This is a genomic window from Hymenobacter aquaticus, assembly GCF_004765605.1.
GTDB lineage: Bacteria > Bacteroidota > Bacteroidia > Cytophagales > Hymenobacteraceae > Hymenobacter > Hymenobacter aquaticus.
The window spans coordinates 1,323,220-1,341,263 of sequence record NZ_SRLC01000001.1; the positions used below are offsets into that span (position 1 = coordinate 1,323,220).

Sequence of the window (18,044 nt, forward strand, 5' to 3'; positions counted from 1 at the left end):
CGTCGGCCTGCGCCGACTATTCAAAGTTCAGGTACAGCGTCACCGTGTTGCTTTTCAGGCTTTGCAGGCTGGAGCTGTACACGCTTTTGTTGGGCTGCAACAGGTTGCTCAACCCGTTGGAAAAGCGCAGCTCGGGGGCAAACTTGAACAGCGGATAAAACAAATCCAGCCCGATGCCATACTCGATGGCAAAGTCGTTGGCCGTGGCTTCGAGCTGGTTGCGCAGCGGATCTTTCTTGCGGCTGCCCACGCTGATGCTGGATTTCACCCCACCCACCACGTACACCCGCATGTTGCGCCGCCGCTCCGAATGAAACTTGAGCAGCAAGGGCAAATCAATCTGGGTGCCGCCCACTTCCTGGGTCACGATGGAGTCGGCGGGCTGGTAGCCAAACGACTTGAACTCCACCTGACGCGTCAGAAAGCTCACCCCGGGCGTAAAGCGCAGGGTGAAATAATCCGCCAGCCGCACGTCGCCGATAAAGCCGACCGACAAACCCGGACTAATAATGGAGTTAGCCGATATAGCCGTGCCGCTCTGAATAGCCTGCACGTAGGCCGCCGACTGCTCAATCTTGTAGCGCGAGAAGTTGGGCGCGATGTAAAAGCCGGGGTGAAACCACTTGTCGTCGTAGCCCGGCAGGTTGTTCACGGTAATGGACTTCACCTGTCCCCGCCCGCCCCGACTGGCGCTGCTCTGGCTTTTCTTCTGGGCCTGGGCCGTGTGCGGTGCCACTCCGGCCAGCAGGACGGCCGCGGCCAGGGCGGCTACTTTTGCGCCGTGTAAATGGAGCTTATACCGAAGGTGAGGGGTTGCCATGTGGGGTTTTTAAAGCCAACCTGCGTCAGAATTGCCAGAAAGTTCTGGCCGTCCGGAAACGCCTGCACCGACTCGGGGAGGTAGGTGTAGGCCGCGCGGTCCTTGGAAATCAGTTTGCCAAATACCGGCAGAATGTGCCGGAAATAGAAGTTATACGCCTGCTTCATCGGGAAAGCCGTGGGTTTGGAAAACTCCAGAATCACGACTTTGCCGCCCGGGCGCAGCACCCGCTGCATCTCGGCCAGGCCTTTTTGCAGGTTCTCGAAGTTGCGCACCCCAAAAGAGGCCGTCACCGCGTCAAAGTGATTGTCGGGAAACGGCAGGTTTTCCGAGTCGCCCAGCTCCAGCTGAATCCGGTTGGCCAGGCCCTTCTCGGTCAGCTTCCGCCGCCCTACGTCCAGCATGCCTTCCGAAATATCCACGCCCGTCACCTTGGTTTCCGGCGACAGGCGCAGGCTCTCAATGGCGAAGTCGGCGGTGCCGGTGGCAATATCCAGAATCCGGGCCGGGCGCAGCTCCTTCAGCTCATTCACGGCCTTGCGCCGCCAGTAGATGTCGGTGCCGGCGCTCAGAAAATGGTTCAGGAAGTCGTATTTACCAGCAATGCTGTTAAACATCTGGGCTACCTGCGACTTTTTGCCGGCAGCATCATCTTTGTAGGGAACAACGGACATACTTCTGTAACGCAGAACGAAGACTTGGGGGCTGAATTGCCCAAACATAACGCTAGTTGCCGCATTATGTTGAAAAAAAACGGGCCGGGCGAAATGCCCGGCCCGTTTTTCTGGGTGCGAAAAGCGGCTTAGTCGTTGTCCGTCTTCACTTTGGTCTTCTCGCCGTTGGCGTCTTTGGTCTTGGCGTCAATCGTACCATTTTTGGTTTTGGTCTTCGATTCTTCGCCGGCGGGGCCTTTGGCCTTCACCTTCACTTTATCGTCGTCCTCGTCCACTTTGGTTTTCACCTTGGTGCCGTCGGCCATTTTCACCTTGCTCTTGCCCGGTACCAAGGGCGTCGTGGTGCGGGTGCTGCCCGAGGTAGAAGTGCCGGTGCTCGTACCCGAGCCAGTGCCGGTCGTGCCGGTACCGGTGTTCATTTTCGGCATCGACTCGCCTTCCTTCAGAATCACGCGGAACTCGACGCGGCGGTTGAGCTGCATGTTCTCCGGCGAATCGTTAGTCGCAAATGGCTTACGCTCACCGTAGCTTACGGTCGTCAGGCGGGTTTCAGCAATGCCGTTCTTCTTCAGGTAGTTGTAGGCCGCATCGGCGCGGTTCTGGCCCAGCACGATGTTGTACTCATCCGTGTTGCGCGAGTCGCAGTGACCCTCAATCGAGATGTTGACGCCGGGGTTAGCCTTCAGAATGCCGCTGATGTTGTTCAGTTCCTTGATGGATTCAGGACGCAGCTTATACTTGTCGGTGTCGAAGTAGATCTTCTTGAAAGCAAACATACTCGTGCCAGTCGTGTCCACATACGGCACGTAGAAGTTCTTCTCGATTACCGTGGAGTCGTTGGTCGAAATCGGCACGGCAAACTCTTGGGTTTCGATGTTTTTGCCATCCTTCGACACGGCTACTTGGTAGGTACGGCCCGAAAGCACGCTTACCTGGTAGTCGCCGGTTTCGGGCTTGGTCACGTCGCGGTAGCTCAGGGCCGTTTTATCAGCCTGGGTACCCGAGAACACCAGCTCTACGCCCGGAATAACGGTGCTGTCGCGCTGCGAGTAGACTTTGCCCCGGATGATGGCATTCTTGATGTAGTTGATGGTGTAGATGTCCTTCTCACCGTAGCCCCCGATGCGGTAGCTGGAGAGGTAGGCGTAGCTGCCATCGGGGCTCAGGCGGTAGTACGTGTCATCATCGGGCGTGTTCACGGGGTAGCCCATGTTCTCGGGGCGGCCCCAGGTGCGGCCCACCGAGTCGTACTCCGACTTGAAAATGTCGTAGCCACCCATCGTGTTGTGGCCGCGCGAGCTGAAGTACAGCGTCTTGCCATCCTTGCTCAGGTAAGGGCTGTCGTCGTCGAAGGGCGTGTTAATCACGTTGCCCAGCGACTTAGGGGTGCCCCAGTCGCCGCCCGCCGTGCGGGTAGCGTAGTAGATGTCCAGCGTGTTCTGATCCGAGAACTTGCTGGTCGAGAAGTAGATAGTCAGTCCATCGGGCGTGATGTACGCATCCGACTCGAAAGCCTTCGAGTTGATGTTGTTATTCAGCTTCTTGGGTTCGGTCCAGTCGCCGCCGGTTTTCTCCGAGTAGAAGATGTCGCCGTTTTCGTCCTGGCGGTACATCAACATTTTGGTATCGTTGTCGAATACCTGGATGGAGGCGTCGTGGCCTTTGCCGTTCAGGGCGCCGCTCAGCGAGCGGGGCTTCTCCCAGTTCTCGTCGTCGATGCGCTTGGCTTCGAAGATGTCTTCGTAGTACTCGCCGTCGGCGGCCACGCTCTTGTTCTTGGGGTTAGCCGTCGAGCCGGAAGCCCCGGTTACGTTTTCCCCGCGCGAAGTGAAGAGCAGCAGCTTGTCATCGTTGGAAATCACGGGGCTGTGCTCCGAGAAAGCCGTGTTGATGGTCGGGCCCAGGTTCTTGACGAAGATGTCCTTGGGGCTGTTGAACTGAATTTTGGCGTTTTTGCTGTGCTGAATCAGCTGAGCCAACGCCGCCTTCCGGGTGTCCTTCTTGCCCAGCGTCGTATTGTAGGCCTGGAAGTGCTGAATAGCCTCGTCGAAGTTGTAGTTCAGGTGGTCGACGCGGCCCAGCCAGTACTCGACATCCTTCGACACCTTCGGCTTGAGCCGCTGGGCCTTATAGATGTAGTCGCTGGCCTTTTCCTTGTCAAAGGACATGTACGCAATACCGGCCCGGAACAGGGCCAGGGCATTGTTCGGCTCCTTGGCCAACACCTGCTCGTAGAAAGGGATGGATGCCCGGTAGTTCTCTTGATCAAAGAACTTGTTTGCAGTCTTTAGCGTCTTGCGGGTGCTCTGGGCCAGCGCAGGCTGGGCCACGGCCGCGGCAAGAGCGAAGGTGCAAGAGGCTTTCAATAACCTTCTGACTAAGTTGTCCATTGTGGAGGGGTTTGAGAATAAGGAGTTGCAGGGAGGTTTGCAGAAAAAAGGAACCGCCAGTTGCGGCTGCAAATTTTTCAAGAGTTGCCTCTTATACTGAAAACCTGTTCCAGGGTTAAGCCTGCCAGCCGATTTTTCTGGCCAGAAGCGCTAAAAAAGATATTCTTACGCTTCGGTATGACCAGCTTGGCACTACGGAACAAGGCAAGATGCGGGCAAAGATAGAAATTTTATAATACGACCTTAGCCGTATCCAATTATAAAGAAGTTTTACATAATCCAAGGGGTAAAAAGGAACCGTAACGAGCTACGTTGGAACAGGATGCAAACCGCGCAAATATAGGCGTGCTTTGTAAACTCCAAGGAATTCCCGTAAAAATTTATGACTGCCCCTTGCCGGCCGTATCTGTTATCTTTGCGGCCACACCCTCGTTTTTGGCTTATGATTATCCGGGAAGCAAAATTTGTGATGAGTAATTCACGCGTCGACCAATGCCCGGCCCCCACGCTGCCGGAATACGCGTTTATTGGTCGCTCCAACGTGGGAAAGTCGTCGTTAATTAATATGCTGACCGGGCAGAAGGGAATGGCCAAAACTTCCTCCCAACCCGGTAAAACGCAATTAATCAACCATTTTCTAATTAACGAGAACTGGTATCTGGTCGATTTGCCCGGCTACGGCTACGCCAAAGTGAGCAAGGACGCGCGGGCGACCTGGGGCAAGATGATCAACTATTATTTGCGCAACCGGGAAAATCTGGCCTGCGTTTTCGTGCTCATCGACTCGCGCCACGAGCCCCTGGCACCTGATCTGGAATTCATGGAGATGCTGGGCTCGGAAGGCATTCCGTTCGTGATGGTTTTCACCAAAGCCGACAAGCAATCCACGGCCCGCACGCAGCAAAATATCAGCGCGTATCTGCAAAAGATGCAGCAAACCTGGGACGAGCTGCCGCGTCATTTTATTACATCGGCGGAGGAGAAAACGGGCCGGGAGGAAGTGCTGAGCTTTATCGAGGAAATCAACCGGCAATTAGCCCAGCAAGCGGAGAATGCGTAGATTGGCCCTGTAATTGCCACGCTCACCGGCCAACAATTCGCCTCGTATTTCATCTTTCCTCCCTGGTTTTTTCCATGAAAAAAATCCCATTTATTTTGGCCCTTGGCCTTTTCGCCGGTACCACTACGGCCTTTGCTCAAAAAACCAAGGTAAAAGTCAAGACCGACGGCCCCGCCCCGGAGCTGACGGCCCCGGCCGCTGACGCGGCCCCCGCCCCGGCGGCCGCGCCCGGCCACGGCGGCAAGTCCATTCCGGTAGCCGAATACTACGAAGGCGGTCAGGAAGCCATGTACGCCTTCATCGAGAAGGAGCTGAAATATCCGATTATGGCCCGCCGCAACCGGATTCAGGGCGTTTGCATCGTGAGCTTCACGCTGAACACCGACGGCACGATGTCGGGCATTAAGCTGGTGAAAAACATTGGCGGCGGCTGCGGCGAGGAAGCGCTGCGCGTGGTGCGCCTGATGAAATTCAACAAACCCGACTACGCCGTGCTGACCAGCCTGCCCGTCACGTTTAAGCTCCCGGCACCGGGCCAGGCCGCCGCCGCTCCGGCCCCGACCGAGTAACTTCGCATTTTTCTTACCCAACCCTTTTTTCTATGCCCTACGACCTCAAGGAAATTGCCGCCATCAGCGGAATGCCCGGTCTGTATCGGCTGGTGCGTCCTACCCGTGCCGGCGTCATTGTCGAGTCGCTTGATGAGCGCGGCACGCGCTCAGTAGCCTCAGCCCGCAACAAGGTTTCGCTGCTGCAGGAAATCTCCATCTACACCCAGGACTACGACCAGACCGTTCCGCTGACGGAAGTGTTTGACCGCATCTACCAGAAGTACGGCACCGACCTGACGGTAACCAACAAGTCGGACGACCGGGCCCTGGCCACGTTCATGGGCGAAATCATTCCGGACTACGACCGTCAGCGCGTGTACATGTCGGACATCAAGAAGCTGGTGTCGTGGTACAAGGCCGTAAGCAGCCGCCTGGAGTACCAGGAGACTGCCGCCGAGCAGCCTGCCGCCGAAGCTGCGGAAGAAACCGCCAGCCCTGCCGAGGAAGCCAAGCCGAAGGCCAAGAAAAAAGCAGCCACCAAGGAATCGACGGAAGCCGGCACCCAGCAGGAAACTGCCGCCGCCGACGAGGCCCTGAGCACGGCTGGTATTATTCCGGCCGAGCAGGAATCGACGGAGCCCACCAACCCCGAGGCGGCTACGGCGGCCTCGACGAAGAAGCCCAAAAAGAAGGCGGAGTAGCCTAGTACAAGGCATTTCCGCATAAAAAAGCCCGGCCGATGTTCTATCGGCCGGGCTTTTTCGTGCGGACTGCTTGGGTTTAGAGCGAAACGACGGCATCGGAATGCTCGGCGGCCAGGAACTCCTCGGCCTTTTCGACCAGCTCCGAGGAGCCGATAAACAGCGGGCTACGCTCGTGCAGGCTCTTGGGCTCGATTTCCAGGGTGCGGGTGCGGCCGTTGCTGGATTTGCCGCCGGCCTGCTCCACGATGAAGGCCAGCGCGTTGCACTCGTACATCAGGCGCAGCTTGCCGTTGGGCGCTTTGCGGGTGGCCGGATACATATAGATGCCGCCCTTGAGCAGGTTGCGGTGAAAGTCGGCGACCAGGGAGCCAATGTAGCGGGCCGAGAAGCTCTGCTGCTTGCAGTAGGCTACGTAAGCGGCCATTCCCTCGGAGAAGTACTCCGAGCTGCCCTCGTTGATGGAGTAGATGGCACCGGTTTTGGGCGTGCTGATGTTGGGGTGCGACAGGAAGAACTCGCCCAGGGAGTGCTCGTAGGTGAAGCCGTTTACGCCGTTGCCGGTGGTGTAGACCAGCATGGTGCTGGAGCCGTAAATCACGTAGCCGGCGGCCACCTGGTGGGTACCGGTTTGCAGGCAGTCCTGCTCGGTGCCTTCGGCGCCGGTGGGCGACACGCGGCGGTAGATGCTGAAGATGGTACCGATGCTCACGTTCACATCGATGTTGGACGAGCCGTCGAGCGGGTCGATGGCCACCACGTACTTGCCCTGGTTGTTGCCGGTCTGGATCATTTCCTCGTCTTCCTCGGAGATAATCGTGCACACCTCGCCCCCGTTGCGCAGGGCCCGGATAAAGCGGATGTTGGCAATCACATCGAGCTTCTGCTGGTCTTCGCCCTGCACGTTCTGGCTGCCGTAGGCCCCGGCAATGTCAATCAGGCCGGAGCGGTTGATTTCCCGGTTTACAATCTTGGCTGCCAAGGCAATATCACGCAGCAGCTGCGACAATTCCCCGGTGGCGTAGGGAAAGTCCTCCTGCTTGCGCATGATAAATCGGTCGAGGGTGGTACCGACGGGAAGAGCCAGTTTGGTATGATCCATAGGGTGGGTGGGTGAGCTGTTGTTCTGGCTTACAAAACTAAGGTTTTTCGCCAGATATGCGGCTGGCTGCCTACTTTTGGCGTATGCAGAACCCCTATTCCTTACAGGTTTATAAGTTTGGCGGCGCCTCGGTGAAAGACGCGGCCGCCATTGCCAACGTGGTCGGAATCGTGCGGGAGCACGCCGCCGGCGGTCAGGTACTGATTGTGGTATCGGCCATGGGCAAGACCACCAACGCGCTGGAAGCAATTTATCACCAGGCCTTCAGCGGCCAGGACTACGCCCCGCAGCTGGCCACGCTGCACGACTATCATTACGACGTGGTGAAGGCCCTTTTCGCGGCCGCCCCGGCCACGGAGGCCGAGCTGCGGGAAGAGCTGGACGGGCACTTCAACGAACTGAGCTACCACTTGAGCACCGTGGCGCACGAGCGGCCCGGCCCCGACCACTACGACCACTACTACGACCAGACCGTGAGCTGCGGGGAGCTGCTCTCAACCCGCATCGTGGCCCGGGCCCTAGACGCGCAGTGGCTCGACTGCCGCCCTCTGCTGCGCACCGACCACACCTGGCGCGAAGGCCGCGTGGACTGGGCCACCACCGAGCAGAACGTGCGCGACCAGGTGCCCACGCTGCTACACCACGGCCCGGTCGTGACGCAGGGCTTTCTGGGCGCTACCCCCAACGGGCAAACGACCACGCTGGGCCGGGAAGGCTCGGACTACAGCGCGGCCATTTTCGCCTACTGCCTGCAGGCCCAGGCCGTGACCATCTGGAAAGACGTGGCCGGCCTGCTCAACGCCGACCCCAAGTTTTTCGCCGACACGGTGCGCTACCCGGAAATCAGCTACCAGGAAACCATCGAAATGGCGTACTACGGCGCGTCCGTGATTCACCCCAAAACCATCAAGCCCCTGGCCCTGCGCGGCATTCCGCTGTTCGTCAAGTCGTTTCTGAACCCCACGGCCGAGGGCACCCGCATTGGCGACTGCCAGCACGGGCTGCTGGCCCCGGCCTTTATCCGCAAGGACGGCCAGTGCCTGATTTCCTTTGAGTCGAAGGACCTGACCTTTATTTCGGAGGAAAACCTGGAGGTAATTTTCGGGGCTCTGTCGCAGGCCCGACTGAAAATCAATATGATGCAGAACTCGGCCATTTCCTTTTCGGTCTGCACCGACTTCTCGCCCTACCGCCTGGAAAAGCTGCTGGAGTTGCTGCGCAGCCAGTTTACCATCCGCTACAACGCCAACCTGGAGCTCTACAACATCAAGAACTACGACGGCAACAGTATCCGGCAGCTGACGGAGGGCCGCGAGTTGCTGCTCGAGCAGCGCACCCGCCAGACGTTCCAGTTTGTGTGCCGGGCCACGCCCGCCCCGCTGCCGGCCTAAAACGGATTTTAGGCCGTTTTTTAAACCTTTTTGCCGGGCAATGGCTTCTCTAACTACCTTTGTGGAGAATCATTCTTACCTGTGACGCTTTCATCCGACCCTTCTCATTCCCTGCCCTGTCCCCCGGATCAGGCGACGCTCCGGCAGCGGCTGGCGACGGCCGGCCTGCGGGCTACCACCCAGCGCATCCTGATTCTGGAGAGCCTGCTGCAACTGCCCGGCCACCCCACGGCCGAGCAGGTACACCGGCAGGTGGTGCTCACCGAGCCCACCGTGTCGTTGGGCACGGTGTATAAAACCCTGGACAGCTTCGTGGCCGTGGGCCTGACCAAGCGCGTGGCCTCCACCGAAGGTGCCTGCCGCCGCTACGACTCCGACTGCCAGGCCCATCACCACCTGTACTGCACCAACACCAAGGAAATCATCGACTACAGCAACCCCGAGCTGGACGCGCTGATCCGCGACTTTTTCGCGACGCACGGGCTGGACAACTTTCAGCCCCACTCCTTTTCCCTGCACATTGCTGGGTCCCGCATTTCGTAAATACTAGTTGCTCGTTGGTAGTTGTCTGTTGTTAGCCCGCGCTGACAACTAGCAGCTGACAACTGAAATTTCTTTCTTTTTTCACTTTTCATTACCCTCCATACAATGGCAGTTCTCGTTGGCAAGCGTGCTCCTTCTTTCAAGGCTACGGCCGTAATCGACAGCGAATTCGAAGAGGATTTCTCTTTGGACCGCTACCTGGGCAAGAAGCACGTCATCTTCTATTTCTACCCCGCCGACTTCACGTTCGTGTGCCCCACCGAAATCATTGCGTTCCAGGAGCGCCTGGCCGATTTCGAAGCTAAAGGTGTAGCTATTGTTGGCTGCTCGACCGATACCCACTTCTCGCACTTCGCCTGGCTGCAGACGCCCCGCGACAACGGCGGCATCGAAGGCGTGACCTACCCGCTGGTGGCTGACGCTACCAAAACCATTGCCTCGAACTACGACGTGCTGGGCGGCCACTACGACTACAACGAAGCCGGCGAAATGACCTTCGTGGGTTCGCCCCTGGCCTACCGCGGCCTGTTCCTGATCGACAAGGACGGCATCGTGCGCCACCAGGTAGTAAACGACGGCCCCCTGGGCCGCAGCATCGACGAAGCCATGCGCATGGTGGATGCCCTGCAGTACTTCGAAGCCAAAGGCGAGGTGTGCCCCGCCAACTGGGAAGAAGGCAAGGAAGGCATGGAAGCTACCCGTGAGGGCGTAGCCAGCTACCTGGGCAAGCAGGCCTCCCACTAATCTCCTTTTGGGAACAAGACGTCCCGAATCTGGAAAGCCCCAACCGGCCGGTTGGGGCTTTTTTCGTTTAACGGCTGGTAAAAACCTATTTTTGCCGGATTATCCGCTTTTGCCGGGCTTCCTCTTCCCGCCTCACACCTTCCGACTTGCTTTTCCTCTATACCATTGGCCTTCACCTCTACGCGCTGCTGCTGCGGCTGGTAGCGCCCTTCGTGCCCAAAGCCGAGCAGTGGGTGGCCGGGCGCCGGGGGCTGCTGGCCCACATCCGGGCGACGCTGCAGGCCGATACCGCGCCCCGGGTGTGGTTTCACTGCGCTTCCCTGGGCGAGTTTGAGCAGGGCCGCCCCCTGATGGAGGCCTACGCCCAGCAGCACCCCAGCCACAAAATCGTGCTGACGTTCTTTTCGCCCTCGGGCTACGCGGTGCGCCACAACTGGCCGGGAGCCGCCTACGTGTTTTACCTGCCCCTCGACACCCGCCGCAACGCCCAGGAGTTTCTGGAGGCCGTGCAGCCCCGGCTGGCGGTGTTCGTGAAGTACGAGTTCTGGTACTACCTGCTGGCCGGGTTGCGGCAGCGCCGGGTGCCCACCATCTGCGTGTCGGCCATTTTCCGGCCGGGCCAGGTGTTCTTTAAGCCCTGGGGCGGCTTCTACCGCCGCATGCTGCAGTGCTTCACCCACATCTTCACCCAAAACGAGGCCTCAGTGCAGCTGCTCCGGCAGGCGGGCATCACGCGGGCCAGCGTGGCCGGCGACACCCGCTTCGACACGGTGGTGCGCACGGCCCTGGCCCCGCCCCGGGAGCTGCCCCTGGTAGATGCCTTCACCGACGACTGGCTGCCCGTGTGCATCGTGGGCAGCAGCTGGCCCGAAGACATGCCCGTGCTGACGCCCCTGATGCAGCAGTACCAGCAGGAGCTGCGCTTTATCGTGGCGCCCCACGAAATCAGCGAGGCCAACCTGCGCATTGTGGAGGAAGCCCTGCCGGGTAAGGTGGTGCGCTACTCCCAGGCCCAGCCCGCCACCGTGGGTCAGGCCGCGGTGCTGCTCATCGACAACGTGGGCCTGCTCAGCCAGCTCTACCGGTTTGGGCACTTTGCCTACGTCGGCGGGGCCTTTGGCAAGGGCCTGCACAACACGCTGGAAGCCGCCGCCTTCGGCCTGCCCCTGTTCTTTGGCCCCACCTACGGCAAATTCCAGGAAGCCATTGACCTGGTGGAGCTGGGCTGCGCCTTCCCGGTGCGCACGGCCCAGGAGCTGAAGGATGCCTTTGCCCCGCTCTTCCACTACGAAACCAACCGCCTCGTGGTGCAGGACCTCAGCCTGGAATACGTGCATCAGAAAGCCGGCGCCACCGCCCGCATCATGCAGTGGCTTGCTGTGAATGAGTGAGTTAGTGAATGAGTGAGTTTTTCGTTCTGCTGGCGCAGTCTTGCGCAAATTGAGCATCAAACTCACTATTTCACTAACTCACCATTTCACCAACTCACTAACTCACTCATTCACTCATTCACAGATGACCGGTATTGTAGTTAAATCGACGGGCTCCTGGTACCTGGTGCGCGAAACCAGCACGGGCAAGCTGCATCGGTGCCGGCTGCGGGGCAAGTTCAAGAACAAGAACCTGAAGGTGAGCAACCCGCTGGCCGTGGGCGACCAGGTCGACTTTACGGTGGAGGAGCAAACCGAGGGCGCGGGCGTGATTCACCACATCGAGCCGCGCCGCAACTACATCATCCGCCGCTCGGTGCACAAGGCCGAACACGCCCACATCGTGGCCGCCAACCTCGACCAAGCGCTGCTGGTCGTCACGTTGGTGTCGCCGGCCACCTCGTTCGGGTTCATCGACCGGTTTCTGGTCACGGCAGAGGCCTACAGCATCCCGGTCACGCTGATTTTCAACAAAACCGACCTTTACGACCAGGACCTTTCCGAGTACCAGGATCAGGTGCTGAAGATGTACAAGCGCACCGGCTACCCCGGCCTGCGCTGCTCGGCCCACTCGGGCGAGGGCGTCGAGGAAGTGGATGCCCTGCTCGATGGGAAGGTGTCGTTGCTGTCGGGCCACTCGGGCGTGGGCAAAAGCACGCTGATCAATGCCCTGGTGCCCGATCTGGATTTGAAGACGGCCGAAATCAGTGAGTTTTCCGACAAGGGCGTGCACACCACCACCTTCGCCGAAATGCTGGAAGTGCGCCCCGGCACCTACCTGATTGACACGCCCGGCATCAAGGAGCTGGGGTTGGTTGATATCCCGCCCGGGCAGCTGGCGCACTTTTTCCCCGAGATGCGCGCCCTGCTCAACCAGTGCCGCTACCACAACTGCCAGCACGTGCACGAGCCCGGCTGCGCCGTGCGCGAGGCCGTGGACAAGGGCAAAATAGCCCTGCCCCGCTACGACAGCTACGTGAGCATGCTCAACGACGACGACAACCGGCACTAGCCTTCTTGGCCTCACCCCAACCCTCTCCCGAGGAGAGGGAGCCTGACGACATCGTTCCACGCAGCCACGTCGGCTCACGCCTCCGCAGCTGCTACCACTACTATTGAATTCCGTAGAAAAACGAAAGCCGCAGCTGAGAAGCTGCGGCTTTCGTTCGTTTGCGCCATTCGGCTCCCTCTCCTCGGGACTCTGCGCATAAAGCAGATGCGGGTGGGGTGAGGCCAAGAAGGCTACAGGTTCGGGGCGGGGGGCAGCAGCACCTGGTCGATGACGTGGGTGACGCCGTTGCTGGAAATAACGTCGGGAATCTGGATGGTGGCGTTGTTGACCATGATTTTGCCGCCCTTCACCGAGATTTTCACTTTCTCGCCGTTCACGGTGGTCAGCTCCTGCCCGTCTTTCAGGTCGGAGGCCACGAGGCGGCCGGCAATAACGTGGTAGGTGAGCACGCCCTTGAGCTTCTCTTTGCTTTCGGGCTTCATCAGGCCGGCCATAGCGCCCTTGGGCAGCTGAATAAAGGCTGAGTTGGTGGGCGCAAACACCGTGAACGGCCCCGGACCGCTGAGCGTGCCGCCCAGGTCGGCGGCCGACACGGCCCGCACCAGGGTGCTGACGCTGGTGGCCTGCACGGCGTTCTGGATGATGTTCTTATCGGGCGTCATGGCCACGCCGTCGACCATCACCCCTTCGGGCTTGCCCATACGGGCCGAGTCGGTCATCATGGCAGCCGAGTCGACGGTGGCAATGGCGTCGGTTTCGGCGGTGGCGTTTTCGGTGGTTTTGTTGTCGGAGCAGCTGCTCAGGCTGGCCGTGGCCAGAACGGCGGCGCTCAGCGCAACCGAGGCGGTTCTCAGGATCTTTTTCATCGACGGGGGAACGGAGGGGTTAGGTGATGGGCGAAAGGTCGGGCGCAATATCGAAATATTCATCTTCCGGCATTGTTGCCGTGTGTACGAAACCCGGCGCCGGAAGGGTTGTTTTGCCGCGCCCCGAATTGGCTACCTTTGCCCGGCGCGAAACCTTTTACCGGGCCTTGCGCTTTTACGCATCCACCTATTTCCTTTTCTCCGCATGAAAACTGCCGAAATCCACACCACGCACGGCGTGATGAAAGTCGAGTTCTTTGAGCAGGACGCTCCCAACACGGTCAAGAACTTCACCGATCTGGCCCAGAAAGGCTTCTACGACGGCCTGAAATTCCACCGCGTCATCCCGAACTTCGTGGTGCAGGGCGGCTGCCCCAACTCCCGCGACGGCGCCAAAGGCACGCCCGGCACCGGCGGCCCCGGCTACAAAATCGACTGCGAGCTGAAAGGCGGCAACCAGTACCACGACCGCGGCGTGCTGAGCATGGCCCACGCCGGCCGCAACACCGGCGGCTCGCAGTTCTTCATTGTGCACAGCCGCGACAACACCGCCCACCTCGACCGCAACCACACCGTGTTCGGCAAAGTGGTTGAAGGCCTGGACATCATCGACCAGATCAAAGCCAACGACGAAATCAAGAAAATCGTCGTCAACGAGGCGTAGGTTTTAGATAGTTGCTGGTTGTCAGTTGCCAAACAGAACGTCATTCCGAGCGAAGCCGAGGAATCTCGCATGGCGTCGTTGAGTTACTAATCCTACGTCAGCACGCGAGATTCCTCGACAAGCTCGGAATGACGTTTTGTTTGACAACAAACCACCAAACACAAGAAAGCCGGCTGATTCCTCAGCCGGCTTTCTTGTGTTTGCAAGGGGCGGTGTGTAAAAAAACCGGTAGGGACTGTTGAAAGCAGCGGCCTACCAGCGCTGGAAGAACCAACGCGTGTTGTTGGCATTGTATTGCTTGTAGTTGGGGCGGTGCACCGTGGGGCGACCTTTGCTCACGCTCCGCGCACTGGGCACGCGGCCGGCCTGTGCCGGGGTGCCCGGCACCAGCAGGGCGAGTACGAAAAGCAGCGAAGCGAGGCGGGCGATGAGGGAAGCGTTCATGGCAGAAAAAGGTTGGAAGCGTGGAGTTGTCGTGGTTTGGGTTCCGAATGCCCGGTGGGCCGTTGGAATGATACAAAGCAACGCAACCGGTTCCCGCCGTCCGGAAAGTTTTGCCGAAGGGTGGGTTTTGCTATCCGAAGGCAAAGGTTTTCTCTTCGAGCGTGTTGCGCGGCGGCCCAAGTCGGCCGTAGAGCCGCTTACGCGCCGCGTGCCGCTGCCCGGCCGGCCCCGCTCCGGCCGTCTGATCCGCATCGGCCCCACGGAAGCCGCCGGGATACGTTCCGGCTCTCCCCCCAAACGCAGCAAGGCCCCTCTGCCGGGGGCAGAAGGGCCTTGGGTTGTTGCGGATAGGTATAGCGTAACGGGGGTGGCAGGGCTAGGCGCTCAGCTGGGCGCGGCGCTCCGTCACTTTGGTTATGGCGTTGGTCAGCACGGCGACCTGGGCATCTATCTGCTCGGCATCGACGGCGGCCAGGAAGCGGGCGGCATTGCTGCGGGCGCTGCCCTGCTCCAGCAGGTTGGCCCGGCGGAAGTTGGCTTTGCGCAGCTTGCTTTCATTATACTTGCGCACATCGTCGGGCAGCCCTACCGTGGCCAGGATGGTAGTAAAGGCCGTTATTTCGGCTTCTACCCCGGTCAGCAGAGCTTTAATTTTCGCCTTAACCTGCTCGGAACGGGTATCGGCGTAGTCCTGGTTAGTGTCGCGGTTCTGGTAGCTGGCCAGTTCGGCGGTCAGGTCGTCGAGTACTTCGTCGCACTCGGCTGGGTTGGTGAGAATGCTCGGATCAAGAGCCATAAGGATAAGGAGTTAAAAGGTGAACTATGCCGGAATATAGAGCAGTTGTTGATTGAATATTATCCGGAGGCTATAAATATTTTCGGGCCGCCGCACGACTGGCTCACGCCCCACCGGCCAGCAGCGCAGCCAAGCCTGCGGCCTCGGTTTCGAGGGCCTCGGCCCGCAGCCGCAGCAGGTGGTAGCGGGCGGCACCCTCGGCATCGTGCAGGGTGGCGTGGGCCTGCTGCTGCCGCGCCAGCAGCCACTGCCGGGCGCGGGCCGCCTCGGCGAGCGTAGCCAGGGCGGCGGGCAACCCTGGAGCAGCCAACAAGCCGGGCAGCACCGCTAGCCAGCGCTGGGCCCCGGCGTGGGCGGCGGCCAGCTTCTGCAGCTCCTGGCGCAGCTTGCGGGCCTGGTGGCGGCAGGCGGCCAGGCGGTCCTGTAATGGTCCGGGGGCCGGCACGCCGGGTGGAACCACCTCGGGCGCAGGGGACGCGGGCCGGGCCGGTGCTTCGGCGGGCAGCAGGGCGGCCAGGGGGTTGAGGCGCAAGAGCACCCGGCTGGTGAGCACGCGGCGGCCGGCTTCGATGTCGGCTACGTAGGGGCGGCTAATGCCGAAGTAGTCGGCCAGCTCCTGCTGATCGAGGCCGAAGTGCTTGCGGACCTGGGCCAGCAGTGTGGTAGAGGGTATCGACCTACGCGGCATACGGAGTTGGTTTTTGCAGCATATTTTTCAAAATGTAAAAAATATGCTGCAAAATCTCAATGGCAGCAAGAAGCCCCGACTGCGGGGGCGGCCGGGGCTGTTTGCTTACTTATGCTTAATCCAGCAAATCAGTCGGAACAAACTCTATTACTGCCTCCATTGACCGCATCAATTGCGTGAAGGGGGCCCGCCGTGATAATAAATCACCCAACTGGCGGCGGGCATTAGCTAAAACTTGTGGATTACTGCCATTTTGAGCCGCGAGAAACTTTTGAATGGCCCGCATTACCCTATCATATTGCTCCATGATAGTTACGCGTAAATGCTTCGTATTCTGCCGTGACACTTCGTCACCAACTTTACCATTGTGAAGCAGATTAAGCAACTCAGCCGTGTTGCTCGCAGCTTGGTCGGTGGGGTCAGCAGCTTCAAAGCGGGGGTCACGGCCAAGCGGACCAATCGTAGCCAGCAGTCGGGTTTCTACTTGGTCGTTACAGGGGTCCAGTAAGCCACCTGCGGGCCACCCACGTGGCCGCATCATATTCGCTTTATGAGCCGCTGGAAACAAATTAGCCCACTCGTATTTGAGCGCCAAGTTCTGATTGACAGGTACGAAATGATCTACATCCATCTCGTAGGAACTACCGTGCAAGTGCTCGGTCAGGTAGCATTTTGCAAAAAATCCGGTATCAAACGCCTGGAGTACATCAGAGGTCCGATAGTCGCCGGGCTTATTAGGCAGAGGTACTTTGGAAGGATCGATAGCCACAGCGCAGGTAGCGGCATAGGCAGCACAATCATTAATATACTGGTGCATGGCCGGCGTATTAAGCGTGGCCGGTACGGGCGGGCGCTTCAACTCAATCATGCGGCCTGCTCGCGCTTTAGGTGAAGAATCTGGGCCTGAATATCCAGTTGGAGCACCGGCGACATATACTGGCCCTTTTCCTCCATTAGTCGTTGCAGCCGGGCCAGCGCCTGAGTTCGATCAGGCATTGCCCGAATTTCATCTACTTCGGCCAGAATAGCATCCGCCACGTTAGAATACTCATTCTCGACCCCAAAGTGGGTTTGCATGAGCTCTGAGTAACTGCTGCCTGCCGCTTGGTCGCCCAGCACCTCACCGGTACTTAAGTCAAACACCGTGGCACCGGTAATGCTGGAGGCCACGGCCGGCGAGTGAGTCGCTACGATGAATTGCAGGTTGGGAAATAAACTCGTGAGCAGCGGCAGAATCTGGTACTGCATTTCCAGATGCAGGTGGGTTTCGGGCTCATCGATGAGCACGAAGCCGCAGGGGTCGTAGCTATAGTCGTTAGCTTGTTTGCGCAGCAGGTCGGTGCGCATGAGCAAGTCCGTGAGGATGCTCAGAAAGGCGGAAAATCCTGCGGAAAGCTGATTAAAGGTAAAACGGCGACCATCAGAGAGATTGATATAGAACTCGAAGTTCTCCCGGACGAATTCGAGTTTGGTACCGGGGTCTTCGAAGATTTTGGCCAGGGTCTGCTCTAATTTGAGGAAGAAAGCTGCTTGGTGTTTGGACTCCTCGCCTCTGCCCTCCATTATATCAAAAACCTGAAAAACTTTTTTATTGACAAGATACTGTTTGAAAAGCTCAGCAGGTGATTTGCCCATCTTGCTCTGGGCTATTTGTGACTCTAATGAATCTTCTCTAGTGACAGTTGTAACTTCCCTAACACTAACTTTCCTACTAGCCTCGAAATAGGCGAGGATAATTTGATTAGCAAAATTTCGCAAGCCATTGTATGGAACATTATTCGCACTGAAAAACGATGGTTCAACCATTCGTACAATACTAGGAATTGTCTCGGAACGCTGTATAGATCCAGAAGAGCTTAATGGATTATAATGGTCAGTATCAAAATGTATAATTGAGGCTAGGTGTTGAAGCACAGTTGTTTTTCCAGACCCATTTTTGCCTGTCAAAAGCAAGTGCTTAGACCTTTGTCCTAATTGGAACACCGGAACAATTATGTTTTTTGCAGCATAAGCGTCTTTAATAAGCAGTTGCTGGAGGTAAGGAAATTCGTCGCGGGTTATCATGATCAGAGTGAGGCGCGGTTGATTCGTCCGTCGCCACTAAGTTAAGTAGCACTGCGGTAGATTAAGCGTTGAACTAGCTTTAGTGTAACCAAAAACGCCCCGCG

General features: G+C 58.6%; 19 protein-coding genes. 9 read left to right on the forward strand and 10 right to left on the reverse strand.

Annotated elements, in window-relative coordinates; genetic code table 11:
• Positions 1 to 16 precede the first annotated feature (16 nt).
• The 3 genes from porT to E5K00_RS05395 form a co-directional block, all read right to left on the reverse strand.
• Positions 17 to 820, reverse strand: coding sequence for a type IX secretion/gliding motility protein PorT/SprT (gene porT / locus E5K00_RS05385; protein WP_135462230.1), 804 nt, complete (start codon positions 818 to 820; stop codon positions 17 to 19).
• On the reverse strand, positions 769 to 1,494 hold the full coding sequence (ubiE, locus tag E5K00_RS05390) for a bifunctional demethylmenaquinone methyltransferase/2-methoxy-6-polyprenyl-1,4-benzoquinol methylase UbiE (RefSeq protein ID WP_135462231.1): 726 nt from the start codon (positions 1,492 to 1,494) through the stop codon (positions 769 to 771). The genes porT and ubiE overlap by 52 nt, the downstream gene beginning before the upstream one ends.
• Before the next feature lie 128 nt (positions 1,495 to 1,622).
• Positions 1,623 to 3,860 (reverse strand): OmpA family protein, encoded by a 2,238-nt coding sequence (locus E5K00_RS05395; protein WP_245328212.1) that lies wholly within the window; start codon positions 3,858 to 3,860, stop codon positions 1,623 to 1,625.
• Positions 3,861 to 4,326: 466 nt separating this feature from the next.
• On the opposite strand from E5K00_RS05395, the gene yihA reads away from it, so the two are divergent.
• The 3 genes from yihA (at position 4,327) to E5K00_RS05410 (ending at position 6,196) form a co-directional block, all read left to right on the forward strand.
• On the forward strand, positions 4,327 to 4,944 hold the full coding sequence (yihA, locus tag E5K00_RS05400; protein WP_135462232.1) for a ribosome biogenesis GTP-binding protein YihA/YsxC: 618 nt from the start codon (positions 4,327 to 4,329) through the stop codon (positions 4,942 to 4,944).
• A 74-nt stretch (positions 4,945 to 5,018) separates the two neighbouring features.
• Positions 5,019 to 5,513, forward strand: coding sequence for an energy transducer TonB (locus E5K00_RS05405; protein ID WP_135462233.1), 495 nt, complete (start codon positions 5,019 to 5,021; stop codon positions 5,511 to 5,513).
• 32 nt (positions 5,514 to 5,545) lie between these two features.
• Positions 5,546 to 6,196 (forward strand): DUF5606 family protein, encoded by a 651-nt coding sequence (locus E5K00_RS05410; RefSeq protein WP_135462234.1) that lies wholly within the window; start codon positions 5,546 to 5,548, stop codon positions 6,194 to 6,196.
• 79 nt (positions 6,197 to 6,275) lie between these two features.
• Here E5K00_RS05410 and fbp read toward each other — a convergent pair whose 3' ends face one another.
• Positions 6,276 to 7,298, reverse strand: a complete 1,023-nt coding sequence (gene fbp / locus E5K00_RS05415; RefSeq protein ID WP_135462235.1) for a class 1 fructose-bisphosphatase — start codon at positions 7,296 to 7,298, stop codon at positions 6,276 to 6,278.
• Between the two features lie 83 nt (positions 7,299 to 7,381).
• Between fbp and E5K00_RS05420 the strand changes: the two genes are divergently transcribed.
• The 5 genes from E5K00_RS05420 to rsgA all read left to right on the forward strand — a co-directional run bounded on the left by E5K00_RS05420 (position 7,382) and on the right by rsgA (position 12,418).
• The gene (locus E5K00_RS05420; RefSeq protein ID WP_135462236.1) at positions 7,382 to 8,689 is read left to right on the forward strand and encodes an aspartate kinase; all 1,308 of its coding nucleotides are present in this window, start codon (positions 7,382 to 7,384) and stop codon (positions 8,687 to 8,689) included.
• Between the two features lie 81 nt (positions 8,690 to 8,770).
• A complete protein-coding gene (locus E5K00_RS05425) occupies positions 8,771 to 9,232 on the forward strand; it encodes a Fur family transcriptional regulator (RefSeq protein WP_245328213.1) in 462 nt (153 codons plus the stop codon).
• A 105-nt stretch (positions 9,233 to 9,337) separates the two neighbouring features.
• Positions 9,338 to 9,976, forward strand: coding sequence for a peroxiredoxin (locus E5K00_RS05430; RefSeq protein ID WP_135462237.1), 639 nt, complete (start codon positions 9,338 to 9,340; stop codon positions 9,974 to 9,976).
• A 146-nt stretch (positions 9,977 to 10,122) separates the two neighbouring features.
• Positions 10,123 to 11,367 (forward strand): 3-deoxy-D-manno-octulosonic acid transferase, encoded by a 1,245-nt coding sequence (locus tag E5K00_RS05435; protein WP_135462238.1) that lies wholly within the window; start codon positions 10,123 to 10,125, stop codon positions 11,365 to 11,367.
• Between the two features lie 124 nt (positions 11,368 to 11,491).
• Positions 11,492 to 12,418 (forward strand): ribosome small subunit-dependent GTPase A, encoded by a 927-nt coding sequence (gene rsgA / locus E5K00_RS05440; RefSeq protein WP_135462239.1) that lies wholly within the window; start codon positions 11,492 to 11,494, stop codon positions 12,416 to 12,418.
• A 230-nt stretch (positions 12,419 to 12,648) separates the two neighbouring features.
• Here rsgA and E5K00_RS05445 read toward each other — a convergent pair whose 3' ends face one another.
• Positions 12,649 to 13,284: a fasciclin domain-containing protein gene (locus E5K00_RS05445; protein WP_135462240.1), complete on the reverse strand. Its 636-nt coding sequence runs from the start codon at positions 13,282 to 13,284 to the stop codon at positions 12,649 to 12,651.
• Positions 13,285 to 13,489: 205 nt separating this feature from the next.
• Here E5K00_RS05445 and E5K00_RS05450 point away from each other — a divergent pair, with 205 nt between their 5' ends.
• Positions 13,490 to 13,948 (forward strand): peptidylprolyl isomerase, encoded by a 459-nt coding sequence (locus E5K00_RS05450; RefSeq protein ID WP_135462241.1) that lies wholly within the window; start codon positions 13,490 to 13,492, stop codon positions 13,946 to 13,948.
• 252 nt (positions 13,949 to 14,200) lie between these two features.
• Here the strand turns inward: E5K00_RS05450 and E5K00_RS05455 are convergent, their stop codons facing one another.
• The 5 genes from E5K00_RS05455 to E5K00_RS05475 form a co-directional block, all read right to left on the reverse strand.
• Positions 14,201 to 14,392: a hypothetical protein gene (locus E5K00_RS05455; protein ID WP_135462242.1), complete on the reverse strand. Its 192-nt coding sequence runs from the start codon at positions 14,390 to 14,392 to the stop codon at positions 14,201 to 14,203.
• 376 nt (positions 14,393 to 14,768) lie between these two features.
• Positions 14,769 to 15,188, reverse strand: a complete 420-nt coding sequence (locus tag E5K00_RS05460; protein WP_135462243.1) for a hypothetical protein — start codon at positions 15,186 to 15,188, stop codon at positions 14,769 to 14,771.
• 103 nt (positions 15,189 to 15,291) lie between these two features.
• Positions 15,292 to 15,876 carry a helix-turn-helix domain-containing protein gene (locus tag E5K00_RS05465; RefSeq protein WP_135462244.1) on the reverse strand — a complete coding sequence of 195 codons (585 nt, stop codon included), beginning with the start codon at positions 15,874 to 15,876 and terminating at the stop codon, positions 15,292 to 15,294.
• A 115-nt stretch (positions 15,877 to 15,991) separates the two neighbouring features.
• Positions 15,992 to 16,693 carry an HNH endonuclease family protein gene (locus tag E5K00_RS05470; RefSeq protein WP_135462245.1) on the reverse strand — a complete coding sequence of 234 codons (702 nt, stop codon included), beginning with the start codon at positions 16,691 to 16,693 and terminating at the stop codon, positions 15,992 to 15,994.
• A gap of 47 nt (positions 16,694 to 16,740) precedes the next feature.
• Positions 16,741 to 17,940 (reverse strand): AAA family ATPase, encoded by a 1,200-nt coding sequence (locus tag E5K00_RS05475; RefSeq protein WP_135462246.1) that lies wholly within the window; start codon positions 17,938 to 17,940, stop codon positions 16,741 to 16,743.
• Positions 17,941 to 18,044: the final 104 nt, after the last annotated feature.

Bases quoted from the DNA above. Each gene is read 5' to 3' on its own strand.
- porT (WP_135462230.1), bottom strand. From the start codon at position 820: ATGGCAACCCCTCACCTTCGGTATAAGCTCCATTTACACGGCGCAAAA.
- ubiE (WP_135462231.1), bottom strand. From the start codon at position 1,494: ATGTCCGTTGTTCCCTACAAAGATGATGCTGCCGGCAAAAAGTCGCAG.
- yihA (WP_135462232.1), top strand. From the start codon at position 4,327: ATGATTATCCGGGAAGCAAAATTTGTGATGAGTAATTCACGCGTCGAC.
- E5K00_RS05405 (WP_135462233.1), top strand. From the start codon at position 5,019: ATGAAAAAAATCCCATTTATTTTGGCCCTTGGCCTTTTCGCCGGTACC.
- E5K00_RS05410 (WP_135462234.1), top strand. From the start codon at position 5,546: ATGCCCTACGACCTCAAGGAAATTGCCGCCATCAGCGGAATGCCCGGT.
- fbp (WP_135462235.1), bottom strand. From the start codon at position 7,298: ATGGATCATACCAAACTGGCTCTTCCCGTCGGTACCACCCTCGACCGA.
- E5K00_RS05420 (WP_135462236.1), top strand. From the start codon at position 7,382: ATGCAGAACCCCTATTCCTTACAGGTTTATAAGTTTGGCGGCGCCTCG.
- E5K00_RS05430 (WP_135462237.1), top strand. From the start codon at position 9,338: ATGGCAGTTCTCGTTGGCAAGCGTGCTCCTTCTTTCAAGGCTACGGCC.
- rsgA (WP_135462239.1), top strand. From the start codon at position 11,492: ATGACCGGTATTGTAGTTAAATCGACGGGCTCCTGGTACCTGGTGCGC.
- E5K00_RS05445 (WP_135462240.1), bottom strand. From the start codon at position 13,284: ATGAAAAAGATCCTGAGAACCGCCTCGGTTGCGCTGAGCGCCGCCGTT.
- E5K00_RS05450 (WP_135462241.1), top strand. From the start codon at position 13,490: ATGAAAACTGCCGAAATCCACACCACGCACGGCGTGATGAAAGTCGAG.
- E5K00_RS05455 (WP_135462242.1), bottom strand. From the start codon at position 14,392: ATGAACGCTTCCCTCATCGCCCGCCTCGCTTCGCTGCTTTTCGTACTC.
- E5K00_RS05460 (WP_135462243.1), bottom strand. From the start codon at position 15,188: ATGGCTCTTGATCCGAGCATTCTCACCAACCCAGCCGAGTGCGACGAA.
- E5K00_RS05465 (WP_135462244.1), bottom strand. From the start codon at position 15,876: ATGCCGCGTAGGTCGATACCCTCTACCACACTGCTGGCCCAGGTCCGC.
- E5K00_RS05470 (WP_135462245.1), bottom strand. From the start codon at position 16,693: ATGCACCAGTATATTAATGATTGTGCTGCCTATGCCGCTACCTGCGCT.
- E5K00_RS05475 (WP_135462246.1), bottom strand. From the start codon at position 17,940: ATGATAACCCGCGACGAATTTCCTTACCTCCAGCAACTGCTTATTAAA.